The organism is Seinonella peptonophila, assembly GCF_900129355.1.
In the GTDB taxonomy this organism is placed as follows: domain Bacteria; phylum Bacillota; class Bacilli; order Thermoactinomycetales; family Thermoactinomycetaceae; genus Seinonella; species Seinonella peptonophila.
Window position 1 is genome coordinate 38,830 of record NZ_FQVL01000011.1, and the last position, 23,925, is coordinate 62,754.

General features: G+C 36.1%; 28 protein-coding genes. 3 read left to right on the forward strand and 25 right to left on the reverse strand.

The genetic code is table 11. The features are described from left to right. Nucleotides 1-52: 52 nt before the first annotated feature. The 9 genes from BUB71_RS14705 to BUB71_RS14730 form a co-directional block, all read right to left on the reverse strand. A complete protein-coding gene (locus BUB71_RS14705; RefSeq protein ID WP_073156267.1) occupies nt 53-661 on the reverse strand; it encodes a dTMP kinase in 609 nt (202 codons plus the stop codon). Between the two features lie 45 nt (nt 662-706). Further along, nucleotides 707-1,987, reverse strand: coding sequence for an amidohydrolase family protein (locus BUB71_RS14710; RefSeq protein ID WP_175552389.1), 1,281 nt, complete (start codon nt 1,985-1,987; stop codon nt 707-709). Further along, the gene (locus tag BUB71_RS14715) at nt 1,951-2,358 is read right to left on the reverse strand and encodes an NUDIX domain-containing protein (RefSeq protein ID WP_073156275.1); all 408 of its coding nucleotides are present in this window, start codon (nt 2,356-2,358) and stop codon (nt 1,951-1,953) included. The genes BUB71_RS14710 and BUB71_RS14715 overlap by 37 nt, the downstream gene beginning before the upstream one ends. A gap of 336 nt (nt 2,359-2,694) precedes the next feature. Beyond that, on the reverse strand, nt 2,695-2,859 hold the full coding sequence (locus BUB71_RS19710) for a hypothetical protein (RefSeq protein WP_175552390.1): 165 nt from the start codon (nt 2,857-2,859) through the stop codon (nt 2,695-2,697). Nucleotides 2,860-2,873: 14 nt separating this feature from the next. Beyond that, entirely contained in the window at nt 2,874-3,104 is a 231-nt protein-coding gene (locus BUB71_RS20050) for a M20/M25/M40 family metallo-hydrolase (protein ID WP_245815652.1), read from the reverse strand. 14 nt (nt 3,105-3,118) lie between these two features. After that, complete coding sequence (locus tag BUB71_RS20055; protein ID WP_245815654.1) at nt 3,119-3,892, reverse strand: peptidase dimerization domain-containing protein; 774 nt, start codon at nt 3,890-3,892, stop codon at nt 3,119-3,121. 6 nt (nt 3,893-3,898) lie between these two features. Beyond that, nucleotides 3,899-4,291, reverse strand: coding sequence for a M20/M25/M40 family metallo-hydrolase (locus BUB71_RS20060; RefSeq protein ID WP_245815656.1), 393 nt, complete (start codon nt 4,289-4,291; stop codon nt 3,899-3,901). Between the two features lie 260 nt (nt 4,292-4,551). Further along, nucleotides 4,552-4,986: a hypothetical protein gene (locus tag BUB71_RS14725; RefSeq protein WP_073156279.1), complete on the reverse strand. Its 435-nt coding sequence runs from the start codon at nt 4,984-4,986 to the stop codon at nt 4,552-4,554. Between the two features lie 60 nt (nt 4,987-5,046). Next, nucleotides 5,047-5,385, reverse strand: coding sequence for a hypothetical protein (locus tag BUB71_RS14730; protein ID WP_139279135.1), 339 nt, complete (start codon nt 5,383-5,385; stop codon nt 5,047-5,049). 437 nt (nt 5,386-5,822) lie between these two features. On the opposite strand from BUB71_RS14730, the gene BUB71_RS14735 reads away from it, so the two are divergent. Continuing rightward, complete coding sequence (locus tag BUB71_RS14735) at nt 5,823-7,142, forward strand: tetratricopeptide repeat protein (protein WP_175552391.1); 1,320 nt, start codon at nt 5,823-5,825, stop codon at nt 7,140-7,142. Between the two features lie 208 nt (nt 7,143-7,350). Here the strand turns inward: BUB71_RS14735 and corA are convergent, their stop codons facing one another. Next, nucleotides 7,351-8,310 carry a magnesium/cobalt transporter CorA gene (gene corA, locus BUB71_RS14740; RefSeq protein ID WP_073156289.1) on the reverse strand — a complete coding sequence of 320 codons (960 nt, stop codon included), beginning with the start codon at nt 8,308-8,310 and terminating at the stop codon, nt 7,351-7,353. A 135-nt stretch (nt 8,311-8,445) separates the two neighbouring features. Here corA and BUB71_RS14745 point away from each other — a divergent pair, with 135 nt between their 5' ends. Then, the gene (locus tag BUB71_RS14745; RefSeq protein ID WP_073156294.1) at nt 8,446-8,631 is read left to right on the forward strand and encodes a hypothetical protein; all 186 of its coding nucleotides are present in this window, start codon (nt 8,446-8,448) and stop codon (nt 8,629-8,631) included. A gap of 88 nt (nt 8,632-8,719) precedes the next feature. Here BUB71_RS14745 and BUB71_RS14750 read toward each other — a convergent pair whose 3' ends face one another. The 7 genes from BUB71_RS14750 to BUB71_RS14785 all read right to left on the reverse strand — a co-directional run bounded on the left by BUB71_RS14750 (nt 8,720) and on the right by BUB71_RS14785 (nt 12,396). Next, nucleotides 8,720-8,962 (reverse strand): DUF433 domain-containing protein, encoded by a 243-nt coding sequence (locus BUB71_RS14750; protein WP_084731630.1) that lies wholly within the window; start codon nt 8,960-8,962, stop codon nt 8,720-8,722. Nucleotides 8,963-9,242: 280 nt separating this feature from the next. Then, the gene (locus BUB71_RS14755) at nt 9,243-9,425 is read right to left on the reverse strand and encodes a hypothetical protein (protein ID WP_073156296.1); all 183 of its coding nucleotides are present in this window, start codon (nt 9,423-9,425) and stop codon (nt 9,243-9,245) included. A 575-nt stretch (nt 9,426-10,000) separates the two neighbouring features. Continuing rightward, nucleotides 10,001-10,402, reverse strand: a complete 402-nt coding sequence (locus BUB71_RS14765) for a hypothetical protein (protein WP_073156302.1) — start codon at nt 10,400-10,402, stop codon at nt 10,001-10,003. Nucleotides 10,403-10,476: 74 nt separating this feature from the next. Beyond that, a complete protein-coding gene (locus tag BUB71_RS14770; RefSeq protein WP_073156305.1) occupies nt 10,477-10,758 on the reverse strand; it encodes a hypothetical protein in 282 nt (93 codons plus the stop codon). A 67-nt stretch (nt 10,759-10,825) separates the two neighbouring features. Then, complete coding sequence (locus BUB71_RS14775; protein ID WP_073156307.1) at nt 10,826-11,290, reverse strand: hypothetical protein; 465 nt, start codon at nt 11,288-11,290, stop codon at nt 10,826-10,828. 117 nt (nt 11,291-11,407) lie between these two features. Next, on the reverse strand, nt 11,408-11,596 hold the full coding sequence (locus tag BUB71_RS14780; protein WP_073156310.1) for a hypothetical protein: 189 nt from the start codon (nt 11,594-11,596) through the stop codon (nt 11,408-11,410). Nucleotides 11,597-11,703: 107 nt separating this feature from the next. Continuing rightward, nucleotides 11,704-12,396 carry a hypothetical protein gene (locus BUB71_RS14785; RefSeq protein WP_073156313.1) on the reverse strand — a complete coding sequence of 231 codons (693 nt, stop codon included), beginning with the start codon at nt 12,394-12,396 and terminating at the stop codon, nt 11,704-11,706. Nucleotides 12,397-12,862: 466 nt separating this feature from the next. Here BUB71_RS14785 and BUB71_RS19875 point away from each other — a divergent pair, with 466 nt between their 5' ends. Further along, nucleotides 12,863-13,294, forward strand: coding sequence for a helix-turn-helix domain-containing protein (locus BUB71_RS19875; protein WP_084731632.1), 432 nt, complete (start codon nt 12,863-12,865; stop codon nt 13,292-13,294). 60 nt (nt 13,295-13,354) lie between these two features. On the opposite strand, the gene BUB71_RS14800 is transcribed toward BUB71_RS19875, so the two are convergent. From BUB71_RS14800 to BUB71_RS14835, 8 genes are all read right to left on the reverse strand, one after another. Next, nucleotides 13,355-14,719, reverse strand: a complete 1,365-nt coding sequence (locus tag BUB71_RS14800) for a ParB N-terminal domain-containing protein (RefSeq protein ID WP_073156316.1) — start codon at nt 14,717-14,719, stop codon at nt 13,355-13,357. Then, complete coding sequence (locus BUB71_RS14805; RefSeq protein ID WP_073156319.1) at nt 14,716-14,976, reverse strand: hypothetical protein; 261 nt, start codon at nt 14,974-14,976, stop codon at nt 14,716-14,718. The genes BUB71_RS14800 and BUB71_RS14805 overlap by 4 nt, the downstream gene beginning before the upstream one ends. Nucleotides 14,977-15,431: 455 nt before the next feature. Then, entirely contained in the window at nt 15,432-16,184 is a 753-nt protein-coding gene (locus BUB71_RS14810) for a replication-relaxation family protein (RefSeq protein ID WP_073156322.1), read from the reverse strand. Nucleotides 16,185-16,197: 13 nt separating this feature from the next. Next, nucleotides 16,198-18,801 carry a type IV secretory system conjugative DNA transfer family protein gene (locus tag BUB71_RS14815; protein WP_073156325.1) on the reverse strand — a complete coding sequence of 868 codons (2,604 nt, stop codon included), beginning with the start codon at nt 18,799-18,801 and terminating at the stop codon, nt 16,198-16,200. After that, the gene (locus BUB71_RS14820) at nt 18,798-20,783 is read right to left on the reverse strand and encodes a hypothetical protein (RefSeq protein WP_073156328.1); all 1,986 of its coding nucleotides are present in this window, start codon (nt 20,781-20,783) and stop codon (nt 18,798-18,800) included. The genes BUB71_RS14815 and BUB71_RS14820 overlap by 4 nt, the downstream gene beginning before the upstream one ends. Before the next feature lie 21 nt (nt 20,784-20,804). Further along, the gene (locus BUB71_RS14825) at nt 20,805-23,258 is read right to left on the reverse strand and encodes an ATP-binding protein (RefSeq protein ID WP_073156331.1); all 2,454 of its coding nucleotides are present in this window, start codon (nt 23,256-23,258) and stop codon (nt 20,805-20,807) included. Next, nucleotides 23,255-23,650 carry a hypothetical protein gene (locus BUB71_RS14830; RefSeq protein WP_073156334.1) on the reverse strand — a complete coding sequence of 132 codons (396 nt, stop codon included), beginning with the start codon at nt 23,648-23,650 and terminating at the stop codon, nt 23,255-23,257. Before BUB71_RS14830 ends, BUB71_RS14825 begins: the two co-directional genes overlap by 4 nt. Then, nucleotides 23,647-23,922 carry a hypothetical protein gene (locus tag BUB71_RS14835; protein WP_073156339.1) on the reverse strand — a complete coding sequence of 92 codons (276 nt, stop codon included), beginning with the start codon at nt 23,920-23,922 and terminating at the stop codon, nt 23,647-23,649. The genes BUB71_RS14830 and BUB71_RS14835 overlap by 4 nt, the downstream gene beginning before the upstream one ends. Nucleotides 23,923-23,925: the final 3 nt, after the last annotated feature.

Below are 23,925 nucleotides of genomic sequence, written 5' to 3' on the forward strand. Positions count from 1 at the left end.
ACGTTACCTCCTCTATTTTTCAAAGCAATATATCCATTACTCACATCACTTTTTAAAGGAGAATTCTATCAACTAGAGAGGTCACATTATAATGTTCACTAGTGTCTATTTTTATTAACCCTTGTCTTTTAGAAAGTGCTTCTGTATATTTTGTCTGCATCATTCCAATGAATTCTGGCTGATTTAGATACATTGAATGAATATTTGAATCAGGCTTAGAGGTTAATCTCTTGATGATTTCCTTAGTTTCACAATAGCAAAAAATAACAGAATCCGGTTGTGGCAGTAAACCAAACGACTGAAAATGATCGAATATCTCCATCACCGCGTAATCCTGACCATCAATCATTCCTATACATTCGTTATATACCCAAATTGAATCAATGTATCGATCCTGAATAATAACGTAATCATTTGCCAGATGAGGTTTTATGACGTTGTAGTAATCCTGCAAAAGATCGGATATATAATAGATTGTTCTTTTAGCAATGGGATAATCACTCGCTATTTCTTTGAATGATCTGCCTATTTTACTGTAAGTAAAAGCCCCATGATTATAAATACAGGGTACATCCCTCTTTGTTAACTCTGAAATCAATTTGTTTGATAGTGTCGTTTTACCACTTCCACAAATTCCCTCTAAAACGATTAGCTTCCCCAAAATCTCATCCCACCCATTTTATAGTTGACCTTCGTCAAGCTATATTTAATTCCATCGGGATAGTATGTCTGTCGTTAATGGTTGTAATGGTCTGTAAACAGAAGGAATTTCTATATTTTTGCTGTTAATTCTGTTACCACTTATATAAAGGCATAGCGGTTTACGTTTTTGAAAGACGAGCCATCGAAGAATCGTTTCGACTGAATCAGGTGTTTCTGTTTGAAAAACGCACAGATCAGCATTGTAACCTACATCTAGTTTTCCATTCGAGTTCTCTATCCCTAATACCTGTGCAGCCCAATAGGTGATTGCTGACCATAATTTCCATTCAGCTAGATCAGGAAACATTCTTTTCATAAACCTCATGTGTTGAAATAAATCTGCGCTGATACCTGTAGCAAGCCCATCTGTTCCGAGACACCACTTGATCCTTTCGTTTTCTAGGTCAGTTGGGTTTAAACACCTTGTCCCCAAACGATGATTAGATACTGGGCATAATACAACCTTAGAGCCCATACTTGAGATCACTTTTAATTCCTCTAACGAGCAATATCCTCCATGTACCAAAATTGTATCTTCATTTAGCATTCCATAATGTTGAAGTATATCAATGTCGGATCTTCCCCATTTATCTTTTACTTTTTTACATGACTCGAGTGTTTCAGCTACATGGACCGTTAAGAAGTTAGTACCATAAGATAAGCATTTGCGTGCAAGTTCTAGCGTGGATTTACCATTTGAATAAAGTGAGTGGAGGAAAACTCCTGGTTGGCTGCCTAATTCATTAGCAATTTTTGAAAACTCAACATATTTTTGAAAACCGTCAATTAAAAACGAGCTTAGCTTTTTTGATTCCATTAAGGGATAACCCGAAAAAGCCTTCATACCATAACGACTTGCTATTTCACTGCTTCTTGCAGCACAGAAAACACTCGTTCCGTATCTTATCATTTCGTTTGCTGTCGCATTTGCAGAGTGAAACCATGCTTCACTTTTCTTACTAGCTAGTGAAGCATTCCAATAATCGGCAAGCATTAAATACTGCTCCAGATTCCATTTACCCTTTAATCCCTGAAACAAGGTCTCACCCAAATGAATATGTGCATTGATTAGACTCGGTGTTACCAAACTCCCTTTTAAATCGACCATTAAATCGTATCCTGTAGAATCTTGATCAAAACTAATAATTTTCCCATCCTTAACTCTACAGTTGCCATGAAATATAGAGAGTCTATGCTCCGATCCTAATAGGAATTTACCATTTAAAAAGCCTATGGTAAGATTGTCATTCATTTCATCACTTTGGTTACGGCCTGTGTGATCCAACTTGGCATTGTTGATATCCTTTCATCCTCCAATCCGACCCATTGATATCCATCATGTTCAGAGCTAAGATGAATTGGTTGACTATTGTAATCCGCCTTATACAAGAGAATATGCAGTTGCACTCCATCAGGTCGCATCACAGACCAAGCAGTCTTTAGTTCAAAGTCATCACATAACACCCCTGTTTCTTCCTCTAATTCACGTCTTAACGCTACTTCAATTTCTTCACCATACTTAATACGACCCCCAGGTAAATCGTAACTACTTTTTGATGCGTCACCCTTCATTTCCTCTGGTGTCTTTTGTAAGATGAGTACTTTTTCATTGTCTGATACCAACGCGCATTTTGCGGCTACTGCGATATTATTCATTTCAATCACTTCCTAGTTTTTTGGAGCCTATAATGGAGCCCATATATACATAATAGTTTTTGTTTTCTGCTGTGTAAATATTATTGTGAATGATCAAAACACAGAGTGAAGATAGGCAGGAGCTGCGATGAATTATATTCTTCAATATTGATTAGATAATTGGGGGAGCCCCCTCCCCCAAATTATAGGAGTATGAGATAACGATGGTGTGTGAAGTGTCTTTTGTCCATTTCTCGCTATCACACTAATTCATTTGCTAAAAAGCGTAATAACGTACTCTGAACACTTTGTCACATCCATCATAGGTCGAAATACAAACGAAGTTTAAAATTAAGATTACATTTTTTCGACCGCCTCTTCTTTAGGATAACAAGAGCCATCTTTACAAGCTAAATTTCCGACCTTATTATAAAAAGGACAACCTTCCTTATTTTCTTTTTCTAGTTGCTTTTTAAGCTGCCTAATTGATAGAGCTTGCTTTGCTAGCATTGAATTGATCATCAGCAGCACGTCCTTTAATTGGCTAATTCATAAATCGCTTGTGTATATAAAGCGATAGCCCGAATTAAGTCATCGATCTCCACATGTTCATCTTGTTGATGAGCAGACTTCAACTTGCCCGGGAATATAGGTTCAAAAGCTACACCTACATCAATCGCACGGGCATACGTAGCTCCACCTGTTGTCAATAATTGGGCGGGTTGTTGCATTTGCTCCTCATAAACATGTGCTAATTTCTGAACCAATTCATGCTCTTGATTTACATAATGGAGGGTATATGTTCAACACTTGTTAATTTCAACTGATATGGAGCTAAACGTTCTGCGATATAATTTTTTAATTCATCTGGATTCACACCCATTGGGTAACGACAGTTCAACGTCAAAGACGCTTCCCCATACCGATGATACCGGCAAATCCCTACATTTACTGTGAGACGACCTAGTATCTCTTCTGTAACAGCTATCTCTAATTTTTCACCAAAGAAGCTGTCTGTAAAATACTGATTTAACATTTCTATATACTGTGATCCTTGTGCCTCTAATGAAAGCTGTTGTAAAAATTTGCTCAATAGTAATGCTGCATTTAAACCCCTGTGTGGATCTGATACATGGTGAGAGACTCCATGTAAAATCAATTGAAAACTTGTATCCAATTCTTCCACATAACCGAGTAATTGATTTTCTAATAGGAATGATTGGAATAATTCTTTTATTGTATCTCCTTCACCTTCAATCTGAGCTATTGCTAAATCAGGTACTTTATTTGATTCTTGACCTGATGAGAATTCTACTAGTCTCCAAGCAAATTCTGTAGAAGATGTTTCCTTGATATATCCTGTAAACGCTAAAGTTAATACGCCCTTTTCTCCAATAATGATGGAAAAATCTGCATCAGGGGTAAAACCCATCATAGGCATCTCTTCATATTGAAAATAGTGATTGATACATCTCCATTGTCGCTCTTCATCTTTACCAATAATCAAACGAACTCTTTTATTGAGCGGTAGGTTCAATTCCTTAATAATTTTCATTGCATATTAAGCTGCCATTAAAGGCCCCTTATCATCAATCGCGCCACGAGCATATAGCTTTCCATCACGAATTTCAGGAGCAAATGGTGGAAAAGTCCAAGGTGCGTCCCCAGAAGAAACGACATCAACATGCCCCAAAACGCCGATCAATTCCTTCCCAACACCCATTTCGATGTGACCCGCATATCCGTCCACATTTTTCGTGATAAATCCATCACGTTCTCCCAGCATCAACATATATGAAAGCGCTTCTGCAATTTCTAATCCAAATGGGGCAAGAGGAGTACTTAAGGAATTATCATAAACACTTCTAATCTGTAGAATCTGTATTAAGTCTTGAATTAGTTCGCTCTTAGCTTTTAATGCTTCATTCATCCAGTTCACTAGTACTTGTTGCATATTCAATTCCTCTAATCTGTAATTCACGACAAGCAGAAAATGAATTTTTTGCAGCAATAAAGCATGATAATGTTCACTTTCTGATTCCGATCTCTTAATCTATCTGATACAAACTTGTTTTATACGTCATTTTGTCCATATTCTTTCTTCCAAGAGAAGACTTTTTCTCTCCTCTTTTTTGGAGTCGACTTCACTCAGTTAGCAAGTAACTGTATATTCTCATCTACAAACTTCCCATCCAAAGTCGTCGTTCATATACCTTATTCTTTCACTAGTTCCTTAAATCGACGGAGAACAAAACCCATATGTTGGTTTTTCATCTCTAAAATTCCATCTACTACAATGGAGAAAGCTTGATCTATTGAATCATAATTAACTGTTATCCGTTCTCCACTAGTGCCACAGGCGATGATTGCAGTCGTGGCTCCTTTTTGTAGTTCACAAAAATCCTGTTTCCAATCATTGAATTTTGACATTCCGGATAATTTCAAAATCGTGGGTAGAGTGCCTTGCATTTCTTGCCTTTCCACTTTATCTAGTAATTCTGTAGTAATCCCTAGCTCCAGTCTGATTATTTCTCTTTGGAATTCTGTATTTGTGATTGCTGATACTAGTGATTGTTGATGCATCCGTAAAGCTTGCATCAATACACGTTTCTCTTCATCATTCACCCACAAAGTTAACTTTCTTTTCATCGAAATCACCTACTACACAACTTTTCTTTTTAAAGCTGAGAAATGATAAATTGAAAAGCTCTACTGAATGGGTGTATGATAAGGTGGAAATGTTTTTTTGTAGAGTGGTGGTGGCAACACTCGTCGGTCAAAACTATGTGCTGTCACTGCTTCTCTTTCTAATTCCTCTCGAACCCCTTTTTTTATAGGTATTTTTTTAATTTCTGATTCTATCTCATATCCATTGTTTTTATCCTGCTCCTTTCGACTCATCAAGCTGTTTTTTCTATAAGCTTGAGCAGCCACTCGAATTATTTCTGTCCAATTTACCGATATGGATAGTGGAGCTTTTTCCTGATTTGATGTCATATATTTCCTATGAATACTTTTCTCTTGTAAGTACTCCCTAGTTCTTTTCATTTGAGTAGCTCCTTTTTTATAAATCTCTTCCACATTTCAAAATCACCCCTCCGTCGATCGAAACTGTTACATGTCTGTGACTAAGCAATGATCGTTTACTTTCTAATAAATAGTAGGATTTATCCTTTAAACCACATATTATCTGCAATAATCATCATGCCGTAATTATCGCCTCCTAATATTTTATTCAGTTTTTTATTTTTACTAAGTTTGTTATTTTATCTCCTGAACAATATTCCAAGATGTATACTATCCTTGAAGTTACTTACTCTATACTTTAATTATGAAATTATGATCATAATTTATCAATAATTAATAATTTTTATTTTTCAATCTCGCATGTAATAAAAAATTGATTTTCATAAGTATTTACCCTATTTTTTTTTATTTTTTTTAGCTATTATTAAGAAATAAGCGAGATGTGGGGTGTTTTAGGGATGTTTGATCAAATCAATTTAAAAGAATTAGGGAATATGTGTAGAAGAAAAAGAAAAGAACTTGGATTTACGATGGAGGAGTTAGAGGATGAACAAATCTCTGTTTCCACCATTAGTAATATCGAAAGAGGAGTGCCAATAGTCAGCCATCAAAAAATAGAATATTATTGCGTTCATAAGCTTAAATTGAATATTAGTGACTATAATCAACTCTCTCAACAAGAGAGAAAATTAAAATTGGAAAAAGAGGAGGAATTATGGTTTATTGAAAGACTCATTGAACAAGGTAATCCAGATGAAGGCTTAACTGAGTTAAAAAAATTTAATTTAAGTGGATTCCGAGAACTGGAAGCTATGATATTCTATTTAAAGGGCAGGGCATATTATTATAAAAATCAATGGGAACAAGCACGAAAAAACTTCTTGAGAACGATTGAGTTTGTTGACAAATATCCTCAGATTGGCAAATCAAACATCGCTTCTATTTGCTATAATGACTTAGGTCGTATAAACTTCTTTTACTATGGCAATTTAAAAAATGCTTTACAATATACCGAACTAGGAATCAGTTGTTTTAATCCAGATGGAGAAAGATACCATATCCTCTATACTCTTAAAATCTGCCAAGTGCTCTATTTGGAAAAACTTAATAGAATCCAAGATGCATATCAAACTGTAAAAGAGTTGTGGAAATGCCTAGATCAGATAGATTATTTAGATGTAGTTTTAAACACTTATGAGATGAGAGCAAAACTTCTATTTAAAATGAAACGATTTGACGATGCTATCTATACGGCTAAAAAAGGACTTGAAATTAGCACGCTAAATAAATCTCCTGAAAGAACACTAGAGCTAATTACTACACTTGGTAGTATCTATCTAAAACTAAATCAATTAAACAATGCTGAAAAATGTTTCCTTGAAGGTTTAAACTTGAAAAATCAAATCGCAAAAAAATATCTCTTTATCACTACGTTTACACAAATCGGAATTCTATACATGAAAAAAAAACAATTTGAAAAAGCTCAATCATACCTAAAAGTTGCAGTCGAAATCGGACAAAAATCTCCTGATGTAGTTAGGTATGCCCAAAGTTTAACAGAATTAGGGGTATGTCATTTAGCTCAACATGATATTAGTAAAGCGTCCGATATCTTTCTACAAGCATTATCAGTTGCTAAAAATCATTCTCTTTACTATAAAGCAAGCCAAATTCTAACTAAATTGACCAAGCTTTGGGAACATAGAGATGAAGAGAAATTCAATATGTATATGGCGGAATTATTCAGGTTTAACTTATTATTGGATGAAGAACAATAGGAGGTGTACTTTAATGACTAAATCTATTATTGGCGACCCCCCTGGTTAACATTGATTTAATCAAACTAAGGTCAGGGGATTTCTCCTCTGACCTAGTTTAATCCAATCCTACAAGTTCCTCAAACTGAACAATAACCTATTCCTGAATCACTGAATACCTAGATTCTCCTCATAGACAAACTGTAATGATTCTAAATCAATGTTTGAATCATATATCATCTTTAGTGAAAAAACCTCTATAGTTTATTGTAAGTAATATTGCAATAGTGACCATTACTCCTATTACTACAAAGTATCCATACCTCCATTCAAGTTCGGGCATGAATTTAAAATTCATCCCATAGATGCCAGCGATAAATGTGAGTGGCATGAAGATCACTGTTATGATTGTTAAGATCATCATATGCTTATTCAAGCGATGCGAATTGACAGACATATAATGGTCGCGAATATCAGAAGCCATATTGGTACTTGATTCAATAGATTGCGATAGTTTTTCCAAATGTTCATGTATATGTAAATAGTAGTATTTTTCGTTGCCCAAGTGTATATGTCTTGAATTAACGATCCGATACAAAAGATCACGCATTGGCAAAATAGCTAAACGCAAATCCAGCAGGTGCTTACGCATTTTAAAAATATCTCGTACAAAACGATTTGAGGCATCTGGATGATCAAAAAGATCATTTTCATACTGTACTAATTGATGCTCTATGTTTTGCACAGTAGGAAAATAACTATCAACTAGTTTATCAATGATTTTATATGTAATTCCAGCTGGTCCTCTTTCTCGTAAACCTCCAATGTTATGATTGGCGATACGTTCCCAAACTGTATCGATTTCATTATGTTGTTCAAAATGATAAGTCACCACAAAACGGTGACTAAAAAAAAGATCAACTTCATGTACTTGATAATCCACATCAAATGCATTAAGCACTAAAAATTGATACTGATCATAGTAGTCAAGTTTCGGTTTTTGAAAGTAATAAAAGCAATCTTTCACAGCCAATGGATGAAAAGAGAATCGCTCTAGTTTCTTTGCTTCTTCAGGTGTCGGTTTTGAGAAATCAACCCAATACCAATTCCATGTTTGTTGTAATAGATCATTAATCTGATCTGGAAAATGTAGTTCACCTGTTCCATCCATTGCCATTATACGAATCATATAATCCTCCTCCTCAACAGAATAATATTTTCCCAATAATTTTTTTCGAAACATTCATTTTACATGATATTATGCGATTATTACAATATCTATTGGGGTATTATTAATCTGTATCTCTTGAAAAGGAGTAGGTAAATGTTAACATTTTTGTTGATCATCATTTGCATCTTATCTATTCTGTTACTTGTTTTCATTATTAAATCGCGAATAGCGAACAGCAAATATAATGAATTATATAATTTATTTAAACAGTTGCTAGATCATAATGAGTGGGCGATTAAGACGATGATCGATATCGATGAAGATAAAAATAGTCGTTAAACACTTGAATACATAAGAGCTACTTTTACATTGTAAATACTACATATGCATCTAACTTGATCCTATCATCCTTGTATTAGCCTCTGCTTTATAGAAATGGACGATCTAAAACGGCTATGGCATATTCCATAGCCTTTTTTATATTGTCCGAACTCAAGTGGTAATCTTCGCAGATTTCCTCAATACTCATCTTATCTCGTAAACAAGCTAAGATTAGTGAAACTTGAATCCGAGTGCCCTTAATTGCGGGCATTCCACCAACAATTTTTTTATTACAAGTAATTGAAACATAGTCTTGAGCAATTTCATTTAAATACGCGCGAGCATCCATCCCCTCAGCTCCTAACCTATGAGATGAAAATTCTTTTTGCTATCAGTTAAAATAAAAAGACCAGTTACTACACTTGTTGTATTTCTGCACTTACAAAAGCAAAAGCCCCCTCAGTTGTCAACAACAACGAGGGAATTACTTTTTAATCTCTATTTCCAGGTAATTAACAGTACAAAAACAAATACAGCGATAAAAACTACATAAATAATGAAGAAATCAAATACATTTATCATTCATTTCCGGAACTCCTTTATCTCTTCTAATAATGCATCCAATGTTTCTAAATAAATAATTTACGAAGGTCTCTAAAATCAATTTCCTGAATTTCTGGAAATACCAATTTATAATTTTTCATCTCCGCAACAATGACATCCAGTTCATCTGTTACGATAATGTTTGGATGTAACACTGCTTGAATCGTAAAATAATGCATAATCGCTGCTGCTGACTCTTCAAGCTCCACATAACTGGGTATTCGTTGTCCTTCTTTATTCTACAAATATGCTCTGTACATTAAATCGTCTCCTTTAGCAATCTCTCGATTTTTTTGTAAATAAAAAAGCGCTCCTTATTGAACGCGTTTTTTTGTTTGTTCTATTTGTTACTCCTGTTTACGTTCACATTTACCAACATTTCATTTAACGACTCAAGAAATCGAAAATCTGATTTACGTTTCTCTAAATAATGCAGAACAATAGTGTATTTTACAGATTCCTTACCAAAGTCACATTCTGCATCTTCTAAATCCTTCTCTAATCGAAAAATATCACTTTGATAATGTCTCAAAATAGTATTCATTGGAAGGTTCAATAAGAGATTCACAACTGATGTATCATCATAAAGATAGGGTTTTTGAGAGATGCAGATCTGACAAAGCTTAGAAATGATTCTATATAACAAATGTTCCAACTCAGGACGAAAACACAATCTAGATCGAATCATTCTTATAGAAGATGCTGGTTTGAATGGATTCATAAAATCAACACTCACTTTCATTTTATGAATTAATAACTTTTGAATGTGATCAATCTCAGACTGCTATATTTGCATATAACGGATAATCAGATGTTTAACAGAAGATAGACGTTTATAAGATTTTTCAATACATCTCGCACCCTGATAAAGAAGAGTACATTGATAATGATCTTTTTTGGTATTACATAAGATTTCAATTTCATACGTAGCTCCGATAACAGATAAATGTAATGAGTGATTTTCAGCATTCAGAAGTATATAGGGAACTGCGATCTCATCCAAAAAATCAATAATGGATTCTTGGCTTAACTTTTCTACATAATCACGAATGGATTGTCCGTATTTTTGTAGATGTTTCTCTATAAACTCGTCCATGTCATATTCAAGTTGGTTTTCTTTCAAAAAAGAGTGGATAATACGGCTGGATATTCCCATACGTCTCTTACCAACTTTGATCATTGGCATGTAGACTCTTTCCTTTCATTTTTATTGGAAAAGTAATGAAATAGCCCTATTGCGATAAATAGGGCTGATTTTGTTTAATATTCATTTGGTAACATAACAACAGTGTAGACTTCTGTTGTGCCATACCCTACGGTTGAAATCCAAATCTTTGTTCCATTCACTTGATAGCTAGACAAAAAACCTCCACCACAAGCTCCCCGAACTTCAAAATCATTTGCTACTTTATCATCGAAAGGAACATCTCCCCAATCTCCCATTCGATGTCTTTCAATCAATGGTACAAGAATAGTTATATCATCATCGACTAGTTTCATAACTCCTAGTGTAAACCCAATTTCCCCAATGTTTAGGGCCATTTTAAACACACCTTTGTGTTATATTTGGGAGCCAAAAACTTTGTATAATTTCCACTCATTAAGAAATTTAAGGATTCCCGCTCATTAATTCTGGGAGAATCCACTTCCCAAACGGGTTTACGTATTTAGGGTAGGCTAAACCTTGAGGATCCACAACAAAGCAAGCCCGATCAGGATTTAACTCCAATTGATCATTACTGTGAACAACTGCTATACACTGACGGTAAACTTCAGCCATAAAACGATCATGTACTGATTCTTCTAACTTCCAAAAACTTTCCTCATTTGGAATTAAAAAGGTAGAATTGTACCCCCCTTTTCCTTTTAAGTATTGTTGATTTTTTTGCAAATCACTAATGAATGAGAGCCATTCTTTCTCATTTAGGATAATAATTTCATCAATGACAAAACTAGATAATTTATAGCGTCCATGAACATAATGATCAAAGATATCAAACGAATCTAACGGATCATGGATAAAACAACCTTTTTGGAAAACATGAGTACTGTTTACTTTCATTTTTCGATGCATGTAATCACCTTTTTCATCAAATTAAAAGAAATTTCTTGCAGATTCCGTTTTTCTCATCATCAACTCAGCAGTGTGGAAGCCTCCACACTGCTGAGGACTAATCCATCCATTTATCAATCAACTTAATAAATGTTTCTCAAGTTCAAACCAAATTTCTTCCATTTCCTGCAATTGCCGTTCTACCGATTCCTTAATAAGGACAGGATCATCGTATGCCAAGTTTATAGCTTCTCTAATGCGATTGAAGTAACTATTAAATTCTCTTAGTCGATCGGTTTCAAATAAGGGGTTTTTAGATGGTTCCATTTGCATACACCTTCTTGTTTTGCTATAATCGCTTTAAGCTATATTCAAAAATTAGAAATGGGAACTGCAACTCCCAATTTCCTAAAGTCATCCTTAATGGATGGCTTTTAAATATGCAACTTACATCGAATTGCCCAATGGTCAAGATGATCATGTATTAATTGATTGACCTCCGCCTCCCATACTTCATCGGGTTTTACATTTTGCACCTGAGTCCACAAACCCATACGTCCTTTCTCGAACCATCCTTCATAGCTAACAATCGCAAATGGAATGTAAGGTTGGTCAATCAAATCATTTGTCAGAACTATATTCTTCCGTAAGATTTCTGACTTAAAAAAATATTGACCGGATACTATATCCATTGACTCTGATAGACAGCCTCCTACTTCCCAATGATCCCAACGAGCATTGGGATTCTTTGTTTCAAGATAAAAACCAGATCCATTACATAACTGGCAGTCTGGGTTAAACGCTTCAAATAAAGGATGCTGAACTTCCACTCTACGTACCAGCCAATTAAACTCACTTGCGAAATCTTTCCAACTAGGACGGTATGCATCAGGTATCCTTGAAAACACCATTCTTAGATCATTAAATTTTGTTCCTGTTGCCTTCTCTACTATTTCTACTGACTTGAGCTTCGCAAGTAATCCCTTACAACCACACTCCACTTCAAACGGTTCAACTTCATTACTTTCATCATAAGGTGCAAGCAATTCTCCTACTCTACGGAAAATTGCTTCTCCCGTAATAAAGTCGTCTTTTTTTACAAGTACTAACGTTTCAAAATAGCTCATAATAAACACCCTTTTTACGTTGTTTCTTTAAAATACTTCCAAACGATGAACTCACCAAGCTCAAACCTTGATTGAATTAATCACTTTTCAGCCTAATAAATATTTAGTCTTCGCTGGTATATATCAACTTTGTATATAAATGGATTTTTTGGTGTTGGACTTGCTCGCGCTCTTCAGGTATAGTCCCTGCGTCATGGCGTAGTTAAGGCTCGTAGTTTGCCCGCAAGTCAGACGATATAGGCCATTCTCAATTCGTCCAGCCGATTATTTGATTATCAAAGCGCTTAGCAAGATATCATTCGAAATAATCTGTTCTCTTGCTATATTTTTATTATAATCACGTTTTTCGTCATTGTCAACTGTTTTTTGTATTTTATTTTCGTTTTTCGTGATTTAATTTTGATAGTTTGCCTAAGTTCTAACTACGCCATATAATTGTAATAATTTATAATTTGAGGAGGAAAAGATGATTAGATTTAAGCTCTCACAAAAAATGGGAGAACATAAATTAACACAAAAAGATGTTTCAAAAGGAACTGGTATCAGACCTGATACAATTAGTGAATATTACTATGAGACATCAAAAAGTCCTTTCCTTCGGCATATGAATGAGTTCTGTAAATTTTTTAAATGTCAGCCGGGTGATCTTCTCGAATATGAGGAAAAGATGATTAGATTTAAACTCTCACAAAAAATGGGAGAACATAAATTAACACAAAAAGATGTTTCAAAAGGAACTGGTATCAGACCTGATACAATTAGTGAATATTACTATGAAACATCAAAAAGCCCTTTTCTTCGGCATATGTGTAAGTTCTGTAAATTTTTTAAATGTCTGCCGGGTGATCTTCTCGAATATATAGATGATATTGATGATACAGATAAAGAACCAAAATAAATCAAAAAATGTGCTAAGGTAGAAATAGATATTATCCATTTCTACCTTAGCACCACCCAACTATCCACGCTCTTTCGCAAATTTTTGAATAAGCTCAACTATCCGCTGATGCTTGTTATGACGATATCCTCCTGGATACACCATATTAAACTCCTCATTTAATGCTTCTTGATACTCATTTAAAGGTAAAAGTTTAGGGCTTTTACATACTGCATAAACATTAGCTCCACTCTTAGCTCCAAAGATTTCAACTTGATTGAAATATCGTTTACAAAGCCTCTTCAAAGAAGTATGATCATGAAAATGTTGCAATGTCCAAATACCATCTCGAAAGATACCAGAGAAGTTGTTAGAATCAAGAAACTGAATCTGTCGAACTCGATTCAACCGTTTTTTTTTATTATTCGTCTTAATACTCTTTAAATTCCGCGTTCCTGTGATGAAAGTTCCATCCTTTCTTAATAGACTGTTACATGCTGTCATTACCCAGCGTTCAAAATCCAAATGTACCACTGAGTTAAGTACACCATCTAAAACTACAACATCAAACAATCCCTTCTGTTCAATAGACCACTCAATCGCTTTAATCATTTTGATGACTCTTTTCATATCAATTATCCATGATCCCTTTTTCCGATAATAAGGTTCATATCCATATGCTTTATAACCTTGTTCCACCAATTTCTTTATATACGCACATTCCCCTGAACCAAAATCAATCAACCGATGATTACGTTGAAGAATTGGCAATACATATTGTTCATACGTTGATGAATGATTTTTCTTTTTTCTTGCTGTTAAACGATGCATTTGACAATGTAACTGATTATATGAAGGTATTTTCAGTTCGTCATAGTGGTAACTCCCATAGTTACTATGCAAGTATTTTTCTAAAGTCTCAATTTGATTACTGTTCATCTTATAGACAAGCAAAGGCTCTTTTAATTGTTTACAGGCAACTGCATAATCTGCGTTCGCTATTACCTGCCCCTTGTCATTTACAATCACACTTCCCCAAACCCTGCAAATCTCATATGTGATTGAGGGATTTTTGTTGTTAACTACATGTATTCGGTTAGGATCAACCCAATGATATCCTTCATCTTGATCCTCTAGTCCATTCACAAAGACTATCGATACATTTGTTTCAACTGAATTATGAAACAAGTTAAATCGAATCTCATCATGCAAACTAACCTCACTAAGTACCATTGCTGGCGATTCTTGCATATCAATGGCTTTCATTGCTTTTAAACGTTGGTGACCCGCAATGATAACACCACGTTCATTTAGTATAAGTGGCTTTACAATGCCAAATCTCTTTAATGACTCTTTCAACTGATTAAAAGAGTCGTTCGTGATCTTGCGTGGGTTGTAGTCGGCTGGTGTAATTTGATTAAGTGGATAGTGACGAACAAAACTCAATCTTTCTCACCTCCTATAAGGTGCATAACAAAACCAAATGGTGTTTTTTGTTCCTCTATGAATCTCATGTATTCTTTTTCTAGTAACTGATGTTCTTGATTCGACATAGGTACTTTGTGTTTTCCAAATTTCAAATATTTGATCATTTTTCTCTTCACTCTATTTTTTGATACCTTTTTTATTGGAATTTCATCTGGAACATCATATAATTCCGCTTCTCCATATATCTCCTGCCAATCCTCTTGTCTATAAGTCAAAACAAATCTCCCCCTAACTGTTCTAAATTAACTTCCATCACCTTAAAATCACACACCAGCATTTAAATAGCATATTATCCTATATAGTAAAAACGCCTATCCCTTGGTATCACTGGGGTTAGGCATTTTTTGAATAACGATGAAATCACTTTCAAATAACATTTCAATAACAACTAAATAACAGGAGTAGAAGAAATATCGGAAATAAAAAGGATGATTCTAAATAATAGTCACCTTTATACATATATAATCTTGTTTTGGTGGTTCTCCCAAAATCTCTTCCCACGGATTTTCATCCCCAATTAACCACATTTTATTTTTTTCACTCATGGTTATATCTCCTCTCTGATGTAATTTTTTTCTAATGTTGATTTATGAATAACTCAAAAAATTGACCATCTATCACCCCCTTTACAACTCAATTATCTAAGCCACTTTTCCAAAAATAATCACTACTATTTCTGATAAACAAAAAAAGAGATCTCTTCGCCCTCTTGAAAAAAATGCATTGAGATATCCATCTTCAAATCCCTATTGATACTTTCCCAAATTTGCTGCAAATATTTCTTCCTTTGATTTGTTGTTGTAATCCATGCAACCGTTGAATCTGCTCCAATCCCACGTAACACATGAAAAATTTTGATATATTGTCTCATCTTTTTTTCAATTACACGTGGACCTTCTGTTGAACGATCATATTCGATCCAATACCTTCCCCCTTTATAGACCATAAACGCATCTGGTTGAATCAATTGAGTGCGAGCTCTCTTCATTTGTTTACAACAAAGTCGATATAGATAATCCGACGCTTCTCTAGTTTGAAGCCAAACCATTTGATGGCTCTGCTCCTTTTGAACCAATCGAATTAGAATATCATTTAAACCTAAAAGATGAAGATGTTGCATTTGCGTTGACCTTAATCGAGTTAATACAGCAGGTTCCCCACGTAACTGACTGGCATATTTTAATCCATGTTCTCCTAAACGATAATAACTGCTATCTTCACCATAGCTGGTCATTTCCGTCTTAATCCAACTTTCCTCTTTTTGCTTCTTACGTAACCGATAGATAATCATCCTCATTTTGGCAACCCTCCACCCTGACAATGCACAAAACTGTCTAGCAGAAAACGCCCCATGATCATACAAAGAGAGAAGTAGTTGATCAAGAGGTCGTAATTTTTCATGATCCAGCCATTGAAAGATCATTTTTTCCCTCCTTTTAATAAAGCGGTGGTAGATCAATTTCATCGTCTTTATTCTCTGACTTCTTTTCCTGATTGGTGGTCTTTGAATTCATATAATCATTTATCCATTGATCAACCTCATAAACTGGATGACAGTCTCGTGCCATCAACTGATCAATTTTATGGTCTACCCATTGAATCGCCATTTGTTCTTCCTTTTCTTGCCGCTCTTTATCTGATCCAAAATAAGTAGGCTGACCATTTGGTTTATAAAACGGAATAGGCTTTGTTTTCACATGTAATACAGTGGTATATCCTTGACGATTAAGTGTACTCACTGCTGCTGTAAATCGTGGTAACCTTTGAATCAATTTTGCATCTAAAGAATTTCCACTCATCTTTTGAAGCATAGAGGCACTTTGAAACCCTTGGCGACATGCGATAATAGTAGCTGCATTTCCATAGAAGGCGTTTGCTATTTCTGAATCAAGTTGATCAATATATTGTGTCATACCAATTAGACAGTGACCAAATGCTCGTCCCATAGATAAAATTTGCTGCATAATGGGCAACTGGACATAACCAAGCTCATCCACAACATGTAAGTGTTCTTTTTTGTTGTGGCGAAGAAGTGACTGTTGATGATATTGTGTAACAACATACCCCATAATCATTTTACGTTCTTCATGGTTTAAGCCAGCTAGACAGTAAATTACAATATGCCCAGCATCCATCCATTCACGAACTTTCAAATCCATTGTAGCTTGACCAAATAAACGTTTAAGTAGCGCATTATATCGAATCTTTTGTGTTCGATTTCGAATAGGAGATGAAACTTGTGCATTTGCTAAATCTTCCCCTAGCTCTTCCCAATCCTGTCTCAACTCCTCTATCTTAATGGAATCAATCAGATGTTGATGAAGTGGATCACTTGAACGGATCATGCGATCTAAACCTAAAATACTATGCTTTTCACCACTCTCTATTAAAGTCAGCAATGACAGTTTCCCAACTCGATCTAACCAAATACTATCTTGATAAGGAAAAGCATTTTTTAAGATTGCTAATGCATTCTCAACAACAACATTTTTTGATTCTCCAGGATTCACATGCAACAAATTCAAACCAGGAACATATTGAGTCGAGCGAAAATCAAAGACGTGAATTCGATCCCAATTCACTTTATATCCTTTTTTTTCATCTCTTAATAGTTTGGCTACAATTTTACGGTAATCTTCTCCTTTGGGATCAATGTATGTCACCCCAGGAGCATACGGATTCCCATACCACTCTTCTTCTAAATGATGAAAAATGGAATTGAGCAAAAACGATGTTTTCCCCATTCCAGCCATTCCACTGCCAAATGCCATTTGTGTCCAATTTTTATATGGAATTCTCACCTGCCGATTTCGTTTGACCGGATGTGCGAACAAACCAATAGGTAATCCTTTTACATATTCATCATCAGCAATCATATTCTGCGTGATTGGCTCAATCCATCCTCTATCTTTACATTCATCTGTCTCTGCATAAATTGTATGCTCGCCATTAGGTAGGTGAAAGAGTTGAGCTAATTCATTCGATGTTAGCAACAATCCTCTTTGGAAAGGGAGTGGGATAGACCAACGAATTCGATTACGAATGCCTGGTAAGAACCTATAATGGTGTAGATGAATCTCGCATTGATACGCTGTCATACTATATATCTTGCTATCTACTGCTTGTAAAACTGTAAAGGAATGTGACCAAATATGAATCGAACAACGAAATCCATTATCCTTACCTGAGTATCGCTTGTATATTCCTTTTCGTTGATTGTATTGTTCAGGAGTCAAATTATTTAATAATCCATAGTCATGGGGTTGGATCTTCGTCTTTTGAAAAAGCTCTTTTTTACTGATGTTCAACCGTTCCATTACCTGATTCATTGTGGCTTGTAATATTCGATTAGAAACAGGGGAGAATTGTAGATCGATCCATGTTTGTTTGCTTAAATTCAGTAGGAGATCACCTAGTTCAGATTGCTCAAAGGGCCTTAATGGCAATCCAACTGTCCGACGACTCTTAAATAAAAAGCATCCACCAACTCCTTGAGTGTGGTTCTCTTTCTTTTCATTATTATTTCCCTTAACATGGGATTCTGGTAGTGGCAATTCCTCTAGCTTGATTGGGTATAGCTCTACTTTTGGGTAAGCATCCCGAATTGCTCCTTTAACTCCAGCAATCTTATCTTTAGGACATCCAAAATAGAGTCGAATTTCTCCATATTCATCCATGTGGATTATATATCGGAACCAGATTTTCCCTTTGAGAAATCTAAGTAAAGGAGAACGGTCGAAATGAGCAAATGTTTGTACCAAACGGCAAACTGATTCTTTCAACGAGTAATCATTTATGTGGGGGACAACCCGGTAATATTGAATCTGTTTAACTGAAACCTGATAATAATAGTAGTAGACAGCAACAACGAGTATTGAAGTAACAACAATAACCAAAGCAATTCCGATCAGCGGAATATATAATGACTCATTGAACCACCAATTCTTCACCCATTTATACATACTCGAACAAAGTATCAGACTAAATATGAGGACAACTAAGTTGCCAATCCAATTCAATAATTGCTGATCGCCTTTCATTTCTTGCTTCCACCCTTTTTCTGTTGTTGCAACAAACGTCTATACTCCTGCAGTGCTTCTCTTTGCGTTGGTTCCACCCATTTTGGTCTTCTCATAAACAAGCGACGAATAGGACTTCTATCATAGCGGATTTTTTTTCGATAATACTCTTGCCAACGTTTATGTCGTACCGATTTCTCGGCACCTAGCCATAGTTTGTATTGATGCTGGTATTCAGGAACTTGCATCCATGTATGATATTCAGGTGTATGCTTCTGTGGAGGTTCCATTGGAATTTGACTACCATCAAAAACATGTGTTTCTCGAACTTGTTCGTATGGACGACGATTTTGCCATTGAATCATTTCTTGAACAGCTGATGTTAAATGAGGGTTACGTCGAAGAAAACTGATAACATCCTTTTTGTGAGTTGGAGCCAAACGTTGTCGTTTCATCTCCTGAAAAACCTTTTGCCCTCTTTTTGAAAGATTTGTGGTTAATTGCATCCGTTCGGGTTGCATGGATTTCATCCTTCCAAGAGGCAATTCAGCTTTGACATGACTACGCATTTTTTGCACTGTATCAACTTGACTAACATAGTTCTTAACCGCCTTCCCAGTTTTAGATAAGCTAGTTCCTATTAATTTGGCAGATTCTTTCCGACTTTTCCCAATGTTTTTTGTAACCCAACGACTAATAGGATTACGAGTAACAGTACGAAAAAGTTGAGCTCCCATAAAAGCACGTGTCAGCAGACCTCTTTTACCACTGAGATTGTTTGTATCACCAAAACGACCAGATAGCTCTTTCGCGGCTGTCCAAAGACCAACGATGAGTAGAAGAATGAGAAAAACTTGATCCGCAAACGAAGCTGATCCAAATGGTTTTGCTTTAAGCAACCGCGTCCATAAAGCAAAAAAGATAGACAAAGCTGTGCTATATATAATGACCATCAAAATGGCACTAAACACTTGCACTACACTCTGCATTACATGTCGAACGCCATAATTGGGATATAAAGACAATAATCCATCAAAAATAAAAAAAAGGCTCCGACCCACAGCCCTTGCTTTCCAAATCAATATCATAATACTCATAGCAACCATCAAATAGATTGGAACTGTGATAAGCAACAATATACAATACAGTTTTGCACTTCTCTCGCCCGATCCATCAAACGTGAAGATGGTGAACATTTTGTTTTTTGCCACTCCGGTTTCAGCATCAATTTTGCCCCATTCTCGTAATTTACTAATTCTTTTACCTCGTTCAGTTCCATGTTCCATAAGAGATGAAAAATATTTCTTTCCTTGCGAAACACTCCCAAAATTGATAACTAAGTAAGGTTGTTTGGCCAACGAATCCCAAATCGTATCAGCTATTATTTTCTGTGATTGCTGTGCAGTAGTTGATTTTTCTAATGAATTTTTTGATCTAACCAGCATTCGACCCATTAAATCGCTTGAAACTGAGGTAGCTATTCGATTGGCTTGATCCAAATAGCTTGGGAGCGAAGTAATTAGTAAAGGAGTCACTGCTGTTAAGATTACCAAGGCTGATAATGCTGTCAAAGAACGATTTGTATTGCCATTCATCCACATCAAAATAATCGAAAAAATACCGATTCCTGCTACCAAAAACCATAATGGATTCCAAATACCATCAATGATCTGTGGCATAATTGAACCGACAAATGCAAATAATTTCGATAACAATGCATCATCATAGCTTAACAGAGCAATACGCATCACAAACTCTACCACCCATAGATAAAACGACCAGATAGCTTGCAGTATCACATGCAACACTTGCACAGCTTGGTCTGGCCACTCAGGATCATCAGGTGGAACTTCGTCTAATATATAAGCATCTCGTGGGTATTGATTATGGCTCGGTGAAAAGATCGACTTACCTGGTAGTAGATCATCAGCAGCCTCACTCTTACCTGGATTTAAAACGAGTATACAACTTACAATTATCCCTAAATAAATCCGTTGTTTCACCCCATTACTTCCCTCCTTCTACTATTCCTGTTCTATTGGACGTGTTTTAAAAAATTCATTAATTGTTGGTTCAGGGTTTCGAAACTCGACCAGCCCAACTTTTTGGTTTAGATCGCGCAGATACCCTAATGAATACGTTCGATCCTCTAATTTTCCACCTTGTGATGCTTGACTCTGTTCAATTCCTAATCGCATTAAATCATTGTAAATCATAGGGTCATCAACCCCCAATGCTCGCATCACTTGTTGTGTTTGACTGGCGGTCTTAGTACCAAGACAAACATAAGTTGAAACGTGATTTAAAAGTGAATCTGGTATATCATCGGGATTCTGGCTACACAAAATATTCCCGCAGTAGGAAGATCGACCAAGTCGGAAATTTCGCTCAACCTGTTGGGCTCCAGCAGCAGAACGAACGAAAAAATACCCTTCATCCCCTACGAAAAAGGAAAAAACACCTTTCTGTTTCCCTTCAATCAAAAATTGTTCGACTAGCACAGCCATTCCAGTCATGCAAGCCTCAGATACTCGTTCTGATGGAGCAGAAGCCAGTTGTCCAAGTTCAGGAAGATGAATTTGTTTCATACCCAAGATAATTAGGCCTGTTCGAGGAAATACAAGACCCTTTTCATTCACAGAATTACCGAAAATCAATTTTCCAAGTGGAAGCTCTTGCATTCGTCGCAAATATTGTCCCATCTGTTGCGTTGTTTTTTCTTTTGATTTCTCTAAAACTTCAACAACCATAGCCATGCAAGGTTCATCCTCAGTACATACTTGATCTAAAGCAGTTAATAGTTCATTTCGTCGTGCAAATCGATGTTGATCTTGATCTAGATCCAAAATCTGCAACAGCATATCATAAGCTATTTCCCTGGCTCTAGCTAATCGATGTACCTCTATATCACCTTCTATTGCCACATCATGATCAAGCCGTTGGATTAGTCGAAAAGGGTCAAGAATGCCTGGATGTTCATAACCGTCCAATGTCATTACTTGAACTTCCCCTTTAAGACCAGGTAACTCTCCCCAATGTCGATGTTCTCCTTTGATATCAATATAAAGACCTCTGCTACGTGTAGTGAGCAACGTATTGCGTACCAAGGTATCCGTTAAATGCGTTTTCCCGCTGCCCGTCTGTCCAACAATCACGATATTAGATGATTGATCAACTTGCGCACCCCAAGATACATTTAATCGGACAACAGATCGATTGGATCGTAGAAATCCCACTGGTAAACCATTGGGATCCCCTAAGGAATCCACTGCACCAGGAGTCGCTAAAGCAGCGGTCCGATTCGGTAAAATAGGAAAACAAAAACCCATCGGAGACCACTTCGAACTCGGCAACCATGCGTCGTAATACTCTCCTTGATCAGCAGTGGAGCGATGCACAGTCATCCCTTTTTGCTCTAAATAGCGCTTTAAGAGTTTGACATAATAATTTAACTCGTTTGGACTATGGTCAGCAGTAACCACAAAAACTAGTTGCATCATATTTAGTGGTTGCGTCTCTGATTGTATCTCCGCCTCCATTTGCTCTGCTTGCGCTTCGATTGTATCATCCAAGATGGAATCTTCTTCGACTTCCCCCATGTGTTTCCTATTAGATATTGCCAGTTTCTTTCGCCGCTCACTATATAATTTCGCTTCTTTATATGGCTTCTGTTCCCATCGCAAATGCACATCAACTGGTAATCCTTGTGCTTGAAGATCATAAAACAAATCAAATCCAGGTACTGTTATTTGACTCGGAAAAATAGAAATGGTTAAAAATGTCATATAACGTAGACCTTCTGCACTCTCCAACCGAATATGATCTCCTTGATTCTCGATTACATTTGGCATTAAAAAATCCCACCGATCGGGATGTTGATCAGTCGGACGAAGTGTTGGGCTGGGTAATCCACGAAAATTATGTTGTTGATATAATTGGATAATATCTTCAGTGGAGCAAGGTTCTATTGCATAACCGGCTGTACGTTCTTGGAACACCTGTTGAAAACGCTCAGTATTCCGCTTTGAAAGTGATGTGCCAATCCATGATCGTATCCATTTTTGCAATTTTGCTTGATCTATAGGGAATTGGTGAATGAATTTCTTCTGAATTGAACTTTTAAAAGGAAGCTGCATACCGAATAAATACTCATATTGTAAATTTGCTTCCTCTTTTTGAATCAACTCCAACCACGATTCTCTTGCTTTCTCTATTGCTTGATGATGCCCAAGTGGACTCTTGTAAACGACATGTTCAAATTCATTCTCCCAGTTTCTCCTCTTCTTTATCAACCAGAGGCAACCGATCTGACCTGGCGGAACCACCTCACGGAAGAATGACTCCGCACGTAGAAGTTGTTGTAATCGTTCCTCATCCGATAATCCTGATAATGTATGGGTAATAAATTTACCAAAAGCCCACGGCACTCCTTGAATAATGGCTATATTCTCCCTGATTTCAGTGGGTAGATGAATCATGATCTTTCCTCCTTTGCTTTTTTTCGAATGATCGTGGGTTGTCGATATTCTTTTTGATAACCAATTGGCGGAACTGATCGATTGATTACACGACGATTCGGTCGAATCATACAACGTATATGAGTGTAAAGCCAAGAAAGGGGGTTCATATAATCTGGTTCTACATATGAAACCACGCAAACAATCACCAAAGGTAAAAAGAAATATTTTGTAATCGGATCTCCCCAAGGCACTTGAAGTGCCAATAAAATATACAGCACACCTACTACAATCCCAGATAACGTAATAGGTACCGGCAAAGGAATGGGGATACCCTCAATATGACGAAAAGTTTGCTTTAATCGATTGACTTCTGTATATAGACTCAACATCATACGATGCTCTCGATTCATGGACCACTTTCCCCCTGCAAGTATTTCCTCAACCAGTCAGCCCAGTTTTGCAATAATTGTTTTGAATTTTCTCCATCGGTAAATAACATAAGTAAAAGCCCCACTCCAATTAAACCTAACAAACCCTGAATGGCCATTTTGTTCAATAGACCTAATCCGCGAAACACTATTGTAAGTAAAATTAATGCCCCACCTATTCCAACCAACTGATAAATAACTTTGGATACCCCTTGAAGAGGATTCACTTCTTTAGCTAACATTAGTAGATCCATTCA

Excerpts from the sequence above, each read along its gene's own strand:
- BUB71_RS14715 (WP_073156275.1), bottom strand. The coding sequence starts at position 2,358 with ATGAATAATATCGCAGTAGCCGCAAAATGCGCGTTGGTATCAGACAAT.
- BUB71_RS19710 (WP_175552390.1), bottom strand. The coding sequence starts at position 2,859 with ATGATCAATTCAATGCTAGCAAAGCAAGCTCTATCAATTAGGCAGCTT.
- BUB71_RS20055 (WP_245815654.1), bottom strand. The coding sequence starts at position 3,892 with ATGAAAATTATTAAGGAATTGAACCTACCGCTCAATAAAAGAGTTCGT.
- BUB71_RS20060 (WP_245815656.1), bottom strand. The coding sequence starts at position 4,291 with ATGCAACAAGTACTAGTGAACTGGATGAATGAAGCATTAAAAGCTAAG.
- BUB71_RS14725 (WP_073156279.1), bottom strand. The coding sequence starts at position 4,986 with ATGAAAAGAAAGTTAACTTTGTGGGTGAATGATGAAGAGAAACGTGTA.
- BUB71_RS14730 (WP_139279135.1), bottom strand. The coding sequence starts at position 5,385 with ATGAAAAGAACTAGGGAGTACTTACAAGAGAAAAGTATTCATAGGAAA.
- BUB71_RS14735 (WP_175552391.1), top strand. The coding sequence starts at position 5,823 with ATGTTTGATCAAATCAATTTAAAAGAATTAGGGAATATGTGTAGAAGA.
- corA (WP_073156289.1), bottom strand. The coding sequence starts at position 8,310 with ATGATTCGTATAATGGCAATGGATGGAACAGGTGAACTACATTTTCCA.
- BUB71_RS14745 (WP_073156294.1), top strand. The coding sequence starts at position 8,446 with ATGTTAACATTTTTGTTGATCATCATTTGCATCTTATCTATTCTGTTA.
- BUB71_RS14750 (WP_084731630.1), bottom strand. The coding sequence starts at position 8,962 with ATGGATGCTCGCGCGTATTTAAATGAAATTGCTCAAGACTATGTTTCA.
- BUB71_RS14765 (WP_073156302.1), bottom strand. The coding sequence starts at position 10,402 with ATGCCAATGATCAAAGTTGGTAAGAGACGTATGGGAATATCCAGCCGT.
- BUB71_RS14770 (WP_073156305.1), bottom strand. The coding sequence starts at position 10,758 with ATGGCCCTAAACATTGGGGAAATTGGGTTTACACTAGGAGTTATGAAA.
- BUB71_RS14775 (WP_073156307.1), bottom strand. The coding sequence starts at position 11,290 with ATGCATCGAAAAATGAAAGTAAACAGTACTCATGTTTTCCAAAAAGGT.
- BUB71_RS14780 (WP_073156310.1), bottom strand. The coding sequence starts at position 11,596 with ATGGAACCATCTAAAAACCCCTTATTTGAAACCGATCGACTAAGAGAA.
- BUB71_RS14785 (WP_073156313.1), bottom strand. The coding sequence starts at position 12,396 with ATGAGCTATTTTGAAACGTTAGTACTTGTAAAAAAAGACGACTTTATT.
- BUB71_RS19875 (WP_084731632.1), top strand. The coding sequence starts at position 12,863 with ATGATTAGATTTAAGCTCTCACAAAAAATGGGAGAACATAAATTAACA.
- BUB71_RS14810 (WP_073156322.1), bottom strand. The coding sequence starts at position 16,184 with ATGATCTTTCAATGGCTGGATCATGAAAAATTACGACCTCTTGATCAA.
- BUB71_RS14815 (WP_073156325.1), bottom strand. The coding sequence starts at position 18,801 with ATGAAAGGCGATCAGCAATTATTGAATTGGATTGGCAACTTAGTTGTC.
- BUB71_RS14825 (WP_073156331.1), bottom strand. The coding sequence starts at position 23,258 with ATGATTCATCTACCCACTGAAATCAGGGAGAATATAGCCATTATTCAA.
- BUB71_RS14830 (WP_073156334.1), bottom strand. The coding sequence starts at position 23,650 with ATGAATCGAGAGCATCGTATGATGTTGAGTCTATATACAGAAGTCAAT.
- BUB71_RS14835 (WP_073156339.1), bottom strand. The coding sequence starts at position 23,922 with ATGGATCTACTAATGTTAGCTAAAGAAGTGAATCCTCTTCAAGGGGTA.